Genomic DNA, 14,502 nt, shown 5'->3' with positions numbered 1-14,502 from the left:
GATTCCCGACGCTGGAACGCCGCCGTTGCGGTCGGGCCTCAGGCGTAGCTGGCGGTCACCGTGAGTGCGCTTGCGCTCGCGAGCATCAGACCGCCCGGGTGGACACGACCCACGGCCCAGAAGTTTCCGAGCGCGGATACCGCGAACAACCCGGCGAAGATCCAGAGTGTGACCCGATATCCGGCAGCGCTCGGGTCGAGGAAGAGCATCGCGCTGGCGATGCCGACCCAGAAGAGCGAAGGCAGATGAAACATCGCAGAAAGGAGCTTCTGGGGAACGGGCGGGCCCGCGTGGTCGGTTGCGCAGGGTGCAGCGCGTAGCGGGCGCAGGAAGAGGGTCTCGGAGAGGTAGGAGTGTCCGAGTGCGGTGAGGGCCGCGAGGCCCAGGACTCCGTACAGGGGGTTCATGACAGGCTCCAGGCAGCGGGCGCGTCCATACGAAAGCGTACGGAAGCTATCGGGGACGGCTGGTCTCGTCAATACGCTTCCGTATGGTTACCCTGGCGGCATGGCCCGCACCGGCAAGGATGCCCCCAGCCCTCAGCAAGGGCGCCGCGACTCGCAAAAGGCGCGTCGTGACTGGGTGCTCGCTGGCCTGTCGCGCCTGGGGCGCCATGGCATCGAGGGCGTGCGGGTCGAGCCGCTGGCGAAGGACCTCGGTGTTACGAAGGGCAGTTTCTATTGGCATTTCAAGGACCGCCGCGATCTTCACGATGCGATGCTCGAGGAATGGGCCGCCACCGCGACCCACGCGGTGATCGAGCAGGCGCAGGCGGGGGGTGAAGAGGCGGGCAGTCGACTCGAACGCCTGGTGGAGATCGCGAGCCGCGGGTTCGACGGGCGGACCGAGCTGGCGTTGCGGAGCTGGGGCGAGGCCGAGCCGCGGGTGGCGGAGGTCGTCGAGTCGGTCGATACCGCGAGACTGGCCTACCTGCGCCGGCTGCTCCGCGACCTCGGCCATTCGCCCCTGGCGGCCGAGGCGCGCGCGTTCCTCATCTATTCGCTGCTCGTAGGCGACCACCTGATCGCCGAGGCCCACGGTCGTTTCGGGCGGAAACGAGTGCTCGCAGCCTGCTTCCAGCTCCTGGGTGGGCGGGCGGAGGGGTGATCGCCCAAACCCTTGCCTGCGCTATCTTTCCTCGGCGACGCGCAAGCGTTGCGCGGGCCGCCTTCGGGTGGCCCGACGTGCCTGGGGCGGTGTAGCTCAGCTGGTTAGAGCGGCGGCTTCATAAGCCGTAGGTCGGCAGTTCAAGTCTGCCCACCGCTACCACGCACGGCGCGCGGAGGCCCGCCGGTGCCGCGTACGGGACGCTGCCGCCAGGAGTGTCGCGGCGAGAACGGCGCCGGCGTCGCCCGGCGGTTCGGGCAGGTAGTGGAGACTCACACGCAGGGTCGCTGAGATCGGGAGCACTTCGGGCGGGACGCTCGCGTTGCTGAGGAAGATCTGCGTCAGGATCGAAGTCTCGAACGTGTCGCCCGCCGGGAGCGGAGGTAACGCGACCACGGCCCGTCGGTTGTCGAACACGCAGGCTGGATCGTCGCAGGCACGGGCTGACGCGGTGGCATTCCCCAGGAGCTCGAAGCCGTCGCCTCCGATCTGGGATGAGGACTCGGGTCCCCGAACGACGGTCGCGGTCAGCACGATCATGGGTGGGGAAAGAGCCTCGACTTCGATCGCCACGGCGAGATTCGACGTCGGCCCGCCCGTTTCAGGCACGGTGACCGTCAGCCGGTGGAGATTGTCGAAGCGCTGCCCGAGCCCACCGATCACGCCATCGAAGTGAAGGAGCAGCGTTCCGTCGGGATTGCTGGTGTTGAGGGTGCCACCGAGGCCGGTGCATTCAATCGGCGCGGAGAGTTCGGGGCCGCCCACGGTCGTGTTCGTGCCGCAGGTCGTGAACCCGGGGAAGTTCAGCTCCTGCTGGGTGACCTCGAACTCGAGGGGGAGGTACGCCGCGGTGGTGGCGTTCGCGGTGGCTGCGTGGACAGCAACGGCCAGGAGCAGGGCGAGAGCAGCGTACGGCGGCAGATAGAAACGCATCGGGTGACAGCCTCGCGGGCAAGATATCCCGCTCGGGCGAGGAAATGGGTCGCGTTCCCGGCGCGGGGTTGAGGCAGGCCTCGACGCGCGCGTGTTCTTTGCTTTTGCGATGGACCCCGTCACGCGTCTCGGCGTCGGGTGTTTCGTTGCCGTGCGCCTCGGTAGATCGACCGACGGGGCTCTTGTTATTGCGAGGCGACGCCGATTCCCGAGTGATCCGCTCGGCTTGGCCGCGCAGCTGCTCAAGGCCTGCGCGATCCCGACCGACCCACGGCTCGTTGGCGTCGCATGACGCCCGAGGAGACCCGATGGCTCTTTCCGTGGAAACGACCCAGCTCGGTGCAGCGCCCACCCGCCGGACCGGCTCGGAGACCGAGTCGGCCTTCGAGTGCTACATGGGGATCTACCCCGACATCGATGGCTGGTTCGGCGTGGAGTCGGCGGCCATCTGGGACGCGCTGCTCTCGTTCCAGCGGCGCGCGAACGTGCGCGGGCACCTGCTCGAGATCGGCGTGCACCACGGAAAGTCGGCTGCGCTGATGGCCATGCACGCGGAGCGGGGCTTCGAATCCTGTGTCTTCGTCGACAAGTTCCTCGCCGAGGCCGAGGTCCGCAACGCGCTGACCCGGGCCGGGCGAACCGTCGACGAGAGCATCCAGCTGGTCCGCATGGACTCGATGAAGCTCCCGGTCTCGCCGCTGCTCTCGACCGGATATCGCGAGTTCCGCTGGGTCCACATCGACGGCGAGCACACGGCGCGTGCCGTGATGTCGGACCTCGCGGTGGCCCACAGCCTGCTCGGAGACTGGGGCATCGTCAGCGTCGACGACTTCTTCAGCTGGCTCTATCCGCAGATCACCGAGGCGGTGCTGCGCTACGTCCGAGAGAACCCCGACCGCTTCCAGCTCTTTTTGTGCGGCCACAACAAGGCCTATCTCGCGCGGCCCCAGTTCATTCGCGAGCTGCTCCCGTTCTGCGCGAACCAGCTGGCGGGCGAGCTCGAGCAGCGCGGCGTCCAGGCGATGCTGACCAAGACGACCTGGCCCGCCGAGATGAACTGCTTCGGCGTGGTGGCCCGCGACGGCGACCGCACCCACCGCGGCCCCGACTGGGAGCTCGACGCGATCCGCTTCTGAGACGCTTCTTTCCGAGGTGCCTTGGAAACGGCACGAGGGGTGGCGCGCGCGGCACCACCCCTCGCTTTCGATTCGCGGCTCGGGCTCAGAGCGAGGCCGGGTCGGAACCCTCGATCTTCGTCCACTGGCCGTCGGCCTTGCGGATGTTCCCGGAGATGTCCTTCGACCAGGTCTCCTGGATCTTCGTGTCGAGGTTCAGGTACAGGCGGTCGTCGACCACCTTCCAGACGTCCGGGTCGCCCACGAACTTCTTGCCCACCGCCACGCCGTAGGCGCAGTAGCCGCCGTATGCCGGCGCGTAGCGCTCCGGGTCCTTTTCGAACGTGCGCTTGTTCGCGTCGTTCACGAACAGGTAGGTCGCACCGTCATGGACCGCGACGTGGTTGCCGTTGCCGCGGAGCGGCTTCTCGCCGGTCTGGAACGACACGACGTCGTAGCCCGACACGGCGGGAGTGCTGTGACGGAAGTCGGCCGCGAGGATCGGAGCGGCGAGAGAGAGAACGAGGCCCACGAGGGGCAGCAGACGAATGACACGCTTCATGGTGGCGTCTCCTGAGTTTCTGAGTGCGAGGAGGGCGCTCCTCGGGTTCGGCTCTTCGATGCGGTGGGGCTCGCGGATCTTTCGTCGAAAAGTTCGCCGGGCGGTGTCGCGCCTCGGCGTAACCCAAAGCGCCGGCCGGCTTCGAAAGGCGCGTGCACTCTCTCTCTGCACTCTCGAAGGAAACCCCGACTCCGGGTCACGCGGGATCGGACGCACCCGTACGGGACAACGCGGACTGGTTGCTCGCGCTACGCACGGAGGGCGCAGTCCAGGCGCGGGCACTCGAGGCGCTCGGTGACTACCTGCGGCGCGCGCTGACCTCGCGGCTCGGCCGCGAAGGCGCGGCGCCGACCGAACTGATCGAGGACGTCGTGCAGGACGCGCTGCTGCGCGTGCTCGACCAGCTCGACGCCTTCGAGGGCCGCAGTCGCTTCACGACCTGGGCCGCCACGATCGCGGTCCGTCTCGCGCTGACCGAACTGCGTCGCAAGCGCTGGAAGGACGTCTCGCTCGATACGTTGTTGTCGGAAGGCGCCTCTGCGGACGCTGCGGTCGAGCCCCCCGAGGCCGAGGCGCGGCTCCACCAGACCCGTCTCGTGCGGGCACTGGAAGAACTCGTGGAGTCCGCGCTGAGCGAACGACAGCGGGTGGCGATCCTGGCCGAACTCGGGGGCATGCCCCAGGCCGAGATCGGGGAACAGCTGGGCGTCACGCGGAACGCCGTCTACAAACTGACCTTCGACGCGCGCAAGAAGCTGAAGCATGGCCTGGAAGCCGCCGGCTTCGACGCCAGCGCGATTCGCGCGGCCTTCTCGTGAGGAACGGCATGGGACGACTGGATGCTCCGAAGATCCGTACGCTCCTCTCCTGGGTGGTAGATACCCGAGAGGACGAACTCGATTGCGACGGCTGCCTGCGTGGCCTCGCCGAGTTCGCCGAGACGAAGCTCCTGGGCGCAGCGATCCCCGAAGCGCTGGTGCGCATCGAGACCCACCTCTCCCAGTGCCCCGAGTGCGCCGAGGAGTACGCCCTGCTGAGAGACCTGCTGCGGGACGTCGCCGCTCCGCTTCCGTAGGACGGAGTTGGGGCGGAAGCTTCAGGCGGCGGCGCGCGGAGCCGTGTCGGAAGGCAAGGCGAGTTCCTGGAGCGGCACGATCCCGAACTCGCGCCGGACCTCGTCCAGCGGCTGGTCCCAGCGTCGCTCCCAGTATGCGGTCAGGATGGAGCGTGCGTCGCGACCGCAGCGGTACGCCCGACGGGTGTCGCGCAGGAGTGTCGACCAGCGACCCTCCAGGACCATGGGCTTGATCGCGCCGAGCCCGATGATTGCCACGGAATAGGGCAGGCCGGTCTGGGCCACGCTGAAGCAATGGACGAGGACCTCTTCGTGTCCGTGCGTCCCGGCGCCGATCAGCGTGTGCCAGATGTCGTGGCAGCCGCGCAGACGCTTCATCAGATAGGCCTCGGCTTCGCCGGGCGTGTAGGGGGCGGGAAGGTCGAGGGCCTCGAGGCCGAGCCCGTGGAAGTCGAGGAAGCGGGCAAATTCGCGTCCCAACGTGCCCTCCGCGAGGGCGCGCAGGTCGTCGACCGAGGTCTGGCAGATCTCGGGGCGGTCTTCGAAGAGCGCGCGACCTTCTCCGTACTCGAACACCCCCGATTCGACCCAATAGCGGAGCTGCCTCTGGGCCAGGATTTCTTCGGCCACGACGATCTCGTCGGTGCGCGTCGAGTCGCGGAGGACCCGCGTGATCGCCTGCCCGGTTCGCCAGAAACGAGAACCGGACGGAATCGACCAATGAATCGGGGCCGCGGGCATGTCACCTCCTGGGAAGCTGGACGCTAGCCAAAGCGAGGGGATCGGGGCCCGCCGGGGGTGCGATTCGGCACCGAATCGCGTGGGGATCCGCGGTACCTTGGCGCGCGTCCGGACCGGGCGGATGTCTGGACGCGTTGGAGGGAACATGCGCAGGTCACGATCCATGCCGCGGCGGTGGGCGTTCGCGGTGCTCCTGGTCACGGGGCTCCTGGGCGCGACGGCGCCTGCCACGGCCCTGGGCCCGGATGAAGCCGAGAACATGGTGCGGAGCACCTGGTACGAGGGGCTTCCCGAGGAAGAAGCCGCGCAGATCGATGCCGATGGCGCTGCACACCTGGCCACCCTTCTGGCCGATCCCGCCGAGAAGGCGATCCACGCCAACGTCCTCCTGGCCCTGGGCTACTCGGGCCAGCCGGGCTCGGCCGAAGCGGTGTTGGCCTACGCCGGGAACCCGCCCAGCGGCGAGGTCGACCGCGACATCTTCCGCGCCTGGCAGGCCATGCCCTTCGCGTTGGGAGCCCTCGCCGAGTCCGATCCCCGCGCCCTGCAGCGCCTGGGCGCGATGCTCGACGGCGAAGAGGTGGGCTGGAGCTTCCGCCACCACACGGCGGAACGGATCCAGATGCAGTGCAAGCGCGGTGCGGTGACGGCCCTGTCTTCCACCGGGCTTCCCGCGGCCGCTGCGATGCTCCAGCGCGCGTCCGAAGCCGCGTCCGACCCGGGGCTCCGTTCCCATCTCGATGATGCGCGCGCCGATCTGCGCGTCCGCCAGGAGAGCGCCCGATGAGCCGGTTCCCGCGACTCGCAGCGACCCTCGCGACGGCGTGCGCCGCGTTCGGCGCGATGGCACCGGAAACGGCCACGGCGCAAGACGTCGATCTCCATACCCTGCGCTGGTTCGTTCACGTCGATCTCATCGACGCCGGCGCCGGGCGCGATCTCGCGTTCTGGGAAGCCGCGATCGATCAGGCCACCACGACGGGCAACAAGCTGCTCGAAGGCGGGCAGGGGCCCTTCGACAACATCTGCTGCACGCGCATGAACCGGACGGTGTCCGTGGCCACCTTCGGGACTCCCGGCGACGGGCTCGACATCATCGACTCCGCCGCGGAGACCGCCGCGATCGATGCCCTGGCCGTCCCGAGCTCGAACGCGTATCTCGTCGACAGCATCACCAACTGTGGCGGGAGTCCGGCGGTCGGCTGCGCGGAGACGCCTTTCTGTGACGGCAACGGCAACGACGATCCGAATCGCTGGCTGATCGTCACCGTCGATTCCTTCGAGAGCGGCACCCTGGGCACCGTGCTCGCCCACGAGCGGGGCCACAACGCGTGTCTCAACCATGTCGCGGCGAACGCCTGCCAGATCATGCAGGCGACGGTCACGAACCCGGGCCTGGGTGGCTGCTTCACGGCCAGCGAGTGCACCAACATGCAGGCCGGCCGCACCACGACCTCGAGTGGGCTCACCTGTGGTTGTCACACCCTCGCCGGCGCAAACGAGCCGGATGGCACGGCCTGCACCGACGTCGCAAGCGGCGTCTGCAGCGGCGGTGTCTGTGGTGTGTCCACCGGGGACGCAGCGGTGCAGCTGATCACGTCGGCCGCGACGGGCTCGGCTTCGTCGTCGGGGACCACCGACGATGCCGTCCGGATCTCGGCGCTCCCAGCCGACTGGACCGAGCTCGGACCCTTCGCGGCGACCAGCGAAGAGATCAAGGGCATGGCCTATGCCTTCGACTCCGACGTGCTCTACGGCGTGGTTCCGACGGCCGCCGACGACGCGATCGTGACGCTCGACAAGACCACCGGCGCGATCCTCGCGACGGTTGGCGCGATCGCGAACGGCGCCGACGAGATCACCTCGATGGCCTACGACCCGGGCGCGACCTCGGCCACCACTGACGATCGGCTGATCGTGCTGGAAGTCGGGGGGTCCTCGGAGTTCCGGTCGATCGACCCTGCGTCGCCGTCGACGGCGACCTTCCTCGGGTCCTTGCTCGTCGGCCCGGCCACCGAGTTCCGGGGGCTCGCCTACGACAGCATCCAGGACAAGCTCTTCATGTCCTCGAACTTCGGGCCGGACGGGCTCTGGGAAGTCGACATCGCGAACTGTCCGCCTTCGCCGTGCAACATCGCGCAGGTGTCCGGGGCGGGGCTGTTCCGGGCCCAGGCCGGGTTGGCCTACTCGCCGGTGTCGGGCCGGCTGTACATGGTCGGGACGGGCTTCGGCGGTACGCGGACCTTCGTCCAGTCGATCGACACCACCACCTTTGCGAGCCCCGAGGTCTACAACGTCGACCCGTTCTTCCCGGGTGCGCTGGCAGCGCTCCCCGAACCGAGTACCGCGAGCGGGGTGCTGGCCGGGGCGGGGTTGCTGCTGGCGCTCGCGCGGCGGCGACGCGGCACCCCCTAGGGGAGTCCGGGCCCCGGGAAATCGATCGCCAGCGAACCACCGGCGCCGATTTTCGGAGAGCTTCGACGGGTTCAGGACCACCCACTCCTGATGCCGGAGTCGCGGAAAATCAGGGGCTTGCGGGAGGGGTGCGTCCGCTGGGCGATGGCCCTGGCGTTGCTCCTGGGCGCCTCCGCTGGCGCCGAGCCCGGCGGCAAGGGATCGGCCGAGTGGCTCGTCCGAACTCCGTTCTACGAGGGCTTCCCCGCCGAGGCGGTTGCGGCGCTCCGCCCCGACGACACCGCCCAGCTGACGGCCCTGCTGGACGATCCGGACGAGCTCGAGACCCACGCGGCGGCGCTCGAGGTCCTTGGAATGGCCGGGCACCCGGGGGCCTACGAGGCGATCTCGGCCTACGCCGCCCAGCTCGGTCCCGGCGAGCTCGAACCCGCGGCGTTCCGAGCGTGCCTGGCGGTACCGATCGCCCTCGGCCACCTCGCCGCGGAGGATCCGCGGGCCTTGAGAGATTTGTCGAAGATGGCGCGGCAACCCGCTGTCGAAGCTCACTATCGCCACCTCGCCCGGCCGGCTCTCGAGCGTTTGATCGCCGAGATGGCGATCGCCGGGCTGGGGCAGTCGCGGTCGGCCGCTGCGGACGGCGTGCTCGAGGGCCTGGTCCGCGATGGCGTGGCTCCGGACCACGCGGCTTCGGCGTTGCGGGATCGAGCAGCGCGGTCGCCGCTTCCCTGATGGGTGCGCGTCGCATGCGCGTCGGCGCGTGGGTGCTCCTGGCGCTGTTCGCGGGAAGTGTGGCGGCGTTCGCCGCACCCACCGAAGCGACCGACCCGATCGACTTCTACGTCCACCAGTGTCTGGTGAACGCGGACGGGCTGCCGCACTACGAGGCCCTGATCGACGCGCGCCTGGCCGAGGGCCGCGGGCTCTTGCAGGGTGAGCACGGCCCGGTCGATGGCGGCTGTTGTGTGACGCTCGAGGCCGCGACGGTCTCCGCCTTCGGCGTCTGCGGCGACGGCTTCGATCACATCACGAGTGGCGCCGAGGTGGCAGCGCTCTTCGCGTCGGCGCCCGGCGCCTATCTGGTCGACACGGTGCACTTCTGCGGCGGCGTGGCGAGCACGGGCATCCGCGGCTGCGCCGAGCAGCCCGGCGACGTCCTGATCGTCGGACGCGAAGCCGACGACAACTTCTTTCTCGACGAAGTGATCGCCCATGAGCGCGGGCACAACGCGGGCCTCGGGCACGTTTCCGCAAACGCCTGCGAGTTGATGAGCGACGCGAGTGGCGGCGGGTGTCTCACCTCCCTCGAATGCGGCGCGTACACGAGCCAAGCGAGCGGCACCGGCGGCAGCTGCGCTTGCTTGCCCGACGTCTTCGGCGACGCGCCGGCCAGCAACGGGACGGCCTGCGTGGAGCAAGGCGGGTTCGAGGTGTGCAGCGGTGGCACCTGCGAAGGGCCGGCGGTGGGGCCGCACCTGCAGCTCTGGCTCGCGGCGGGACCCGGTGCCGCGAACGGCCTCGTCACCGACGAGCGGCTCGCCCAGGACGTTCGACACGGAAGCTGGAGCGCCACGGGTGGGTTCGGAGGCGGTGTCGAGCTCTCGGGGTTGGCCTACGACCCCAATCGCCACGTCGTCTTCGGTCTGGAGCGGAAGGCGGGGAACGATGGCCTGGTGACGCTCCACCCGGTCACGGGGCAGCGCGTGACCGTGGCCCCGCTGGGCTTCGACGGCCTCGAGGCCCTGGCCTACGACCCGAACGAAGACTGGCTCTACGCGGCCCAGGTGGACGCCGAGATCTTCGGCAACCCCCACAACTGTGGGGCCGCCGCGGCCTGCATCACCGAGCTGCTGCGGATCCATCCGGTCACGTTGGCGACGACCGCGCTCGGGGAGCTGAACACCTACATCGTCCCCGATGGGGTGACGGGCCTTGCCTTCGATTCGAAGCGGGGATTGCTTTATCTCGCTTCCGAGGCCGGCCTTGCCCGCGTCGACCCGGACGACTGCACCGGTGTCCTCTGCACCGTGACCCTCGTCGACACCGTGTTTCGCAACCCTGCGTCGCTCGCCTACAACGGCTGGACCGACGAGTTGGTCCGCCAGGGCAGCGTGCTCGGGCGCAGCGAGATCGATCACATCGACGCGGCTACGGGAGCCCGACGCGCGCAGACCCGCATCGACGCCTTCACCGCGGGAGGCAGCACCGTGCTTCCGCTGCCCGAGCCCGGTGGATTCGGCTGGGGCGTCGCGTTGGTGCTCGTGCTCGCGCGCTCGCGGCGGGACCGCGCGCGCATCCGCTAGCTTTTTCCGGCCAGGCGCGGTGGCTGCGCCGGCGTCGTTGGGGGAGGCCGCGAAGCATGGCAGGACCGCGCCATTGGCTCGGTTGGGGGCTGGGCGTGTTGATGCGCGTCTGGCGTCGCACCTGTCGGATCCGCTACGTCGACGACCCGCGCTCCGCGCTGCGCGAGGCGGGCACTCCGTATGTCTACGCACTCTTGCACGCGCATCAGCTGTCCGCCCTGGTCGCGAACGACGAAGCCCCTCAGCGCCTGGCCGCGATGGTGTCGCGCTCGGCGGACGGCGACATCCTGGCGCCGATCCTGGAAGCGCGGGGGGTGCATCCGGTCCGCGGCTCGTCCCAGAAGCGCGGCCAGGACAAGGGCGGCATGGAGGCGATGGATGCGCTGCGCGATCAGCTCGAGCAGCGCATCGCCGTGTTGTTGGCGGTCGACGGGCCGAGAGGCCCGCGGAGCTACGTGCGCCGCGGCGCCGTGGTGCTCGCCCAGGAGGTGGAGGGCGCGGTTCTGCTGCCGGTCGTGCTCGTTCCCTCCCGACGCTTCGTGGTGACGGGGGCCTGGGATCGGCTCCAGATTCCGCTGCCGTTCTCGGAGGTCACCGTCATCTTCGGAGAGCCACGTGCCCCCAGCGACGACGACGCCATAGGCACCATGCGCAACCACGTGCAACATGTGCTCAACGAAATGGAGCGCGTCCACGACCCCGACGAGGCTGTCTACGCCTCGGAGCGCGCAAAGCAGAGTCTCGAGCGCGAGTAGAGCGCGCCCTGGTTGTGTGCCGGCCGTCGCCACGGCTATCGTCCGCGGCACGGACGGTTGGGCTAGGGGATGAGGATGCGTTTGCTTGATTGGATCCGGGCCCGTCGGAACACGACGGGTCGGGTGGGTTTCGTGGGGAGTGGACTCCGGAGTAGCGCTGCGGTTGCGATCGCGGCTGTCGTGGCGGGTGCGGGTGCGTCGAGCGCCCAGGATCTCGACCCGTGGGACACCCCCGAGCCCGAGCGCACCCGCAGCTACGACCGGAGCGCGGACACCGGTTCGGACCGCGAGCGGCGCCCGCTGTCGACCCGGTTCGGGATCGGCTTCACCGCTGACCCGGACACGTTCTTGATGGGACTCGAGGTCGACTACCACGTGCTGCGCGCGGTCTCCGTGGGCGCCCAGATCCACGTTGGCGTCGACGACGACCAGAGCCTGCTGAGCCCGGTGCTCTACGGCCGCTACCACCTGTTCGGCGGCGACTTCGACGTGAACGACACCGTCGACAAGCTGAGCGCCTACGGCCACGTCGGCCTCGGCTTCAACTACCAGGATTTCGACGGTCGTCCGCGCCCGCGTCGCGACGACGACGATCTCCAGTTCCTCTGGAACACGGGCGTCGGCCTCGAGTACGCGATCAACGAGGACGTGTCGGTCAATTCCCAGATGCTGCTGAACTTCGTGCCGAACGGACTCTTCGGCGATCATTCCTACTTCAGCTGGGAGATCGTCGGCGTGCGCTACCGCTTCTAGGCGCGGCGGTTCGGCTCAGGCGCTGTAGCTGGCGTCGGTCGTGAGCGTCTCGGAAGTCTCGTCGTAGTAGAGCGGCTTCTCGGCGCGCAGCATGTTGCAGAGCAGCGACAGCTCCTCTTGAGAGAGGCCGCGCAGGTCGGCGTGGGTGCGATCGTCGAAGGTCAGGCGCAGCGCTCCCTGCTGGGTGCGGCGGTTCCAGGCCACGTCGTGGTAGCTGACGCGTCGTTGCATGAGTCCTCCCGTCGAGCCCGGGAGGGTAGGTCATCCGCGGACGGGGTCGGACTCGGTCGGGTCGCGGGGGTCCCGGTCGAGCCGGTGCTTCTGGATCTTTCCGGTCTCCGTCCGCGGCAGCGCATCGTGGGCACGAAACTCGCGGGGCAACTTGAAGCCGGCGAGCCGCTCCGCGCCCCAGGCGCGCAGGGCCTCTGCGTCCAGGGGACAGCCGTCGCGTAGGACGACGAAGGCCCGTCCGCTCTCCCCCCAGCGAGGGTCGGCGACGCCGACGACCGCCATCTCGACGATGTCGGGGTGTTCTTCGAAGACCGCTTCGACTTCGGCGGGGTAGACGTTCTCGCCGCCCGAGATGTACATGTCGCGCGCGCGACCCACGAGGGTCAGGAACCCCTCGGCATCCCGATGGGCCAGGTCGCCGGTGCGGAGCCACTCCCCGCGCAGGGTTTCGGCTGTGGCCTCGGGGCGGTTCCAGTAGCCGAGCATGGTGATCGGCCCGCGCACCACGATCTCGCCGGTCTCACCGGTGTCGCTCTCGCGCCAGGCATCGGATGTGCCGCCGAGGGTTTCGGGATCGAAGACCCGAACGTCCGCGTGGAAGACCGGTCGACCGACGCTGCCGGCCTTGCGCACCGCATCCTGCGCATCGAGGCAGCAGAGGATGGAGGTCTCGGTCTGGCCGAATCCCTGCTTCAGGACGAGGCCCTGGCTCTCGAAGGCGCGGATCTGCTCGACCGGCACGGCCGCTCCGGCGCCGAAGAGGAACCGCAACGTGGAGAGGTCGGAACCCGGGTTCGCTTCCAGCGAACGCAGCAGTGCGCCGAGTTGGGTGGGGACGCCGCCCAGGAACGTGATCCCCTCGCGCTCGACCGCGGGCCAGACCGCGTCCGCATCGAAGCGCGGGGCCAGATGCACCGTGCCTCCGGCGTAGAGCGTGGGGAGGGAGAGGATCGCCAGCCCGAAGGAATGGAAGAGCGGCAGGACCACCAGCACCCGGTCGTCGCGGCGCAGGCCGAAGAAGAGCTGGGCATTGAGGCAGTTGAAGAGCGTCTTCCGGTGCGGGAGGAGCGCGCCCTTGGGCACCCCAGTGCTGCCCGAGGTGTACATCAGGATCATCGGCGCTTCGGGCGAGACGGGCTCCACGTCGAAGTGAGGCTTCGTCGCGGAGAGTGCGGCCTCGTAGGCGCGCGGGCATTCGAGTCGCTGCGGGGAAGGGCGGAGCTCCGCGCTGGCGGCCGTCGCGACGGGGGCCCGCTCGGCATCGTGGACGATCAGCGTCGGCGTGCAGTCTTGCAGGGTGCGCGCGACCTCGGGCGCCGTCAGCCGCGCGTTGATCGGGACGGCCATCGCACCCAGCTGGGCCGCGGCGAAGACCGTCTCGAGGTAGGCGCTGCAGTTCCCGAGCAGCAGGGCGATCCGATCTCCCGGTACCACCCCGTGCTCGCGGAGGACGGCGGCGCAGCGCCCCGTGCGCTCGTGGAGCGTGCGATAATCCAGCCGCTGCTCGGCATCCACCACGGCCGGGTGGTCCGGCGCCGTCGCGGCGCGCCGGCCCAGCCAGCCGCCGACGTTGTGGAGCGGGGAAGCGGCCTCGGGGATCGACACGCGCGGGGGCATAGCAAACGACCGCGCCGGAGGAGAGACGCGTGAATCTGCTCGGACAGCCCGCCTACGTCGGCCGCCACTGCGGCAGCAACCGCTACGAGGCCTCGCGCAAGGTGGTGGACTTCTACGCCGACGCGCTCGACGACCGCCACGAACTGCAGGCCGAGTACGCCCCGCCGCTCCTCTACCACTCGGAGTGCTACGAGTTCGTCGGCGAGTGGTACCTGAAGAACCTGTTCGGGAACCTCCACGGCCGGCAAGACTGGTTCCTGTTTGCTCCGATCCCGGTGGGCGCCCCGGTGAAGACGCGCTCCACGATCATCGAGCGCTACCACCGCCGAGGGCGCGACTGGGTGGTGAACGAGACCGATGTCGTGCACGGCGAGACCGGCGAGCTGCTGGTGCGGGGCCATACCCATCAGAGCTTCCTGCCTCCAAAGGACGGGCAAGAGGAGGGCGGCTTCGTCGTCGACGAGAAGACGGCAAAGAAGAAGGCGCCGCCGCCGCCGTTCCCGACGGCCACCGGGCCCGATCTCGCGAGCCTGTCGAAGACGATCGACGACCGGCGCTGCTGGATGTTCTCGGGTCCCGGCGCGAACTACCACACGGATCGCGAGCAGGCGAAGAAGCTCGGCTTTCCGACCATCGTCGTGCAGGGGATGATGTCCACCTGCTTCGTCTCGGAGCTCATGCAGAACCACTTCGGGATGGGCTGGCTCCGCGGCGGTCGCATGTCGGTGAAGCTCACGAACGTGCTGTGGGTCGACGAGAGCGTGACCGTCCACGGACGCATCAAGGACGAGGTTCCGGAAGGGCAGGACACGCGGGTCCACTGCGAGGTCTGGGTCGACAAGACCGACGGCACCCGGATCCTGGTGGGCGACGCGAGCGCGCTGAAGGGCTGACGCGT

At 69.2% G+C, this 14,502-nt stretch carries 17 protein-coding genes and 1 tRNA gene; 12 read left to right on the top strand and 6 right to left on the bottom strand.

The annotated features are described in order from the left end of the window. Nucleotides 1–38 precede the first annotated feature (38 nt). Entirely contained in the window at nucleotides 39–407 is a 369-nt protein-coding gene (locus tag AAF430_12755; GenBank protein ID MEM7411098.1) for a hypothetical protein, read from the bottom strand. Nucleotides 408–507: 100 nt separating this feature from the next. Here AAF430_12755 and AAF430_12750 point away from each other — a divergent pair, with 100 nt between their 5' ends. Continuing rightward, nucleotides 508–1,107, top strand: a complete 600-nt coding sequence (locus AAF430_12750; protein ID MEM7411097.1) for a TetR/AcrR family transcriptional regulator — start codon at nucleotides 508–510, stop codon at nucleotides 1,105–1,107. Nucleotides 1,108–1,192: 85 nt separating this feature from the next. After that, nucleotides 1,193–1,269, top strand: a tRNA-Met gene (locus AAF430_12745). Here AAF430_12745 and AAF430_12740 read toward each other — a convergent pair. Next, entirely contained in the window at nucleotides 1,264–2,040 is a 777-nt protein-coding gene (locus AAF430_12740) for a hypothetical protein (GenBank protein ID MEM7411096.1), read from the bottom strand. The genes AAF430_12745 and AAF430_12740 overlap by 6 nt on opposite strands. A gap of 308 nt (nucleotides 2,041–2,348) precedes the next feature. Between AAF430_12740 and AAF430_12735 the strand changes: the two genes are divergently transcribed. Then, a complete protein-coding gene (locus tag AAF430_12735) occupies nucleotides 2,349–3,176 on the top strand; it encodes a class I SAM-dependent methyltransferase (GenBank protein ID MEM7411095.1) in 828 nt (275 codons plus the stop codon). An 85-nt stretch (nucleotides 3,177–3,261) separates the two neighbouring features. Here AAF430_12735 and AAF430_12730 read toward each other — a convergent pair whose 3' ends face one another. Next, nucleotides 3,262–3,717, bottom strand: a complete 456-nt coding sequence (locus AAF430_12730) for a YHS domain-containing (seleno)protein (protein ID MEM7411094.1) — start codon at nucleotides 3,715–3,717, stop codon at nucleotides 3,262–3,264. A gap of 152 nt (nucleotides 3,718–3,869) precedes the next feature. Here AAF430_12730 and AAF430_12725 point away from each other — a divergent pair, with 152 nt between their 5' ends. Together AAF430_12725 and AAF430_12720 are read left to right on the top strand one after the other, a co-directional pair. Further along, nucleotides 3,870–4,535 carry a sigma-70 family RNA polymerase sigma factor gene (locus AAF430_12725; protein ID MEM7411093.1) on the top strand — a complete coding sequence of 222 codons (666 nt, stop codon included), beginning with the start codon at nucleotides 3,870–3,872 and terminating at the stop codon, nucleotides 4,533–4,535. An 8-nt stretch (nucleotides 4,536–4,543) separates the two neighbouring features. Next, entirely contained in the window at nucleotides 4,544–4,792 is a 249-nt protein-coding gene (locus AAF430_12720; protein ID MEM7411092.1) for a hypothetical protein, read from the top strand. A gap of 21 nt (nucleotides 4,793–4,813) precedes the next feature. On the opposite strand, the gene AAF430_12715 is transcribed toward AAF430_12720, so the two are convergent. Further along, nucleotides 4,814–5,533: a Coq4 family protein gene (locus AAF430_12715; GenBank protein MEM7411091.1), complete on the bottom strand. Its 720-nt coding sequence runs from the start codon at nucleotides 5,531–5,533 to the stop codon at nucleotides 4,814–4,816. Nucleotides 5,534–5,696: 163 nt separating this feature from the next. On the opposite strand from AAF430_12715, the gene AAF430_12710 reads away from it, so the two are divergent. From AAF430_12710 to AAF430_12685, 6 genes are all read left to right on the top strand, one after another. Further along, entirely contained in the window at nucleotides 5,697–6,320 is a 624-nt protein-coding gene (locus tag AAF430_12710) for a hypothetical protein (GenBank protein ID MEM7411090.1), read from the top strand. Further along, nucleotides 6,317–7,948: a PEP-CTERM sorting domain-containing protein gene (locus AAF430_12705; GenBank protein MEM7411089.1), complete on the top strand. Its 1,632-nt coding sequence runs from the start codon at nucleotides 6,317–6,319 to the stop codon at nucleotides 7,946–7,948. Before AAF430_12710 ends, AAF430_12705 begins: the two co-directional genes overlap by 4 nt. Before the next feature lie 117 nt (nucleotides 7,949–8,065). Further along, nucleotides 8,066–8,677: a hypothetical protein gene (locus AAF430_12700; GenBank protein MEM7411088.1), complete on the top strand. Its 612-nt coding sequence runs from the start codon at nucleotides 8,066–8,068 to the stop codon at nucleotides 8,675–8,677. Continuing rightward, a complete protein-coding gene (locus tag AAF430_12695) occupies nucleotides 8,677–10,248 on the top strand; it encodes a hypothetical protein (protein ID MEM7411087.1) in 1,572 nt (523 codons plus the stop codon). The genes AAF430_12700 and AAF430_12695 overlap by 1 nt, the downstream gene beginning before the upstream one ends. Nucleotides 10,249–10,304: 56 nt before the next feature. After that, nucleotides 10,305–11,003: a DUF374 domain-containing protein gene (locus AAF430_12690; GenBank protein MEM7411086.1), complete on the top strand. Its 699-nt coding sequence runs from the start codon at nucleotides 10,305–10,307 to the stop codon at nucleotides 11,001–11,003. A gap of 75 nt (nucleotides 11,004–11,078) precedes the next feature. Continuing rightward, nucleotides 11,079–11,756, top strand: coding sequence for an outer membrane beta-barrel protein (locus AAF430_12685; GenBank protein ID MEM7411085.1), 678 nt, complete (start codon nucleotides 11,079–11,081; stop codon nucleotides 11,754–11,756). Between the two features lie 15 nt (nucleotides 11,757–11,771). Here AAF430_12685 and AAF430_12680 read toward each other — a convergent pair whose 3' ends face one another. Further along, nucleotides 11,772–11,987: a hypothetical protein gene (locus AAF430_12680; protein ID MEM7411084.1), complete on the bottom strand. Its 216-nt coding sequence runs from the start codon at nucleotides 11,985–11,987 to the stop codon at nucleotides 11,772–11,774. A 30-nt stretch (nucleotides 11,988–12,017) separates the two neighbouring features. Continuing rightward, nucleotides 12,018–13,592 (bottom strand): long-chain fatty acid--CoA ligase, encoded by a 1,575-nt coding sequence (locus AAF430_12675; protein ID MEM7411083.1) that lies wholly within the window; start codon nucleotides 13,590–13,592, stop codon nucleotides 12,018–12,020. 41 nt (nucleotides 13,593–13,633) lie between these two features. Between AAF430_12675 and AAF430_12670 the strand changes: the two genes are divergently transcribed. After that, nucleotides 13,634–14,497 carry a MaoC family dehydratase gene (locus AAF430_12670; GenBank protein MEM7411082.1) on the top strand — a complete coding sequence of 288 codons (864 nt, stop codon included), beginning with the start codon at nucleotides 13,634–13,636 and terminating at the stop codon, nucleotides 14,495–14,497. The last annotated feature ends 5 nt before the right edge of the window (nucleotides 14,498–14,502 follow it).

This window comes from Myxococcota bacterium, assembly GCA_039030075.1.
Lineage (GTDB): Bacteria > Myxococcota_A > UBA9160 > UBA9160 > SMWR01 > JAHEJV01.
Note: the sequence above shows the minus strand (reverse complement) of the source record. Positions and strands in the feature narration are given on the sequence as shown.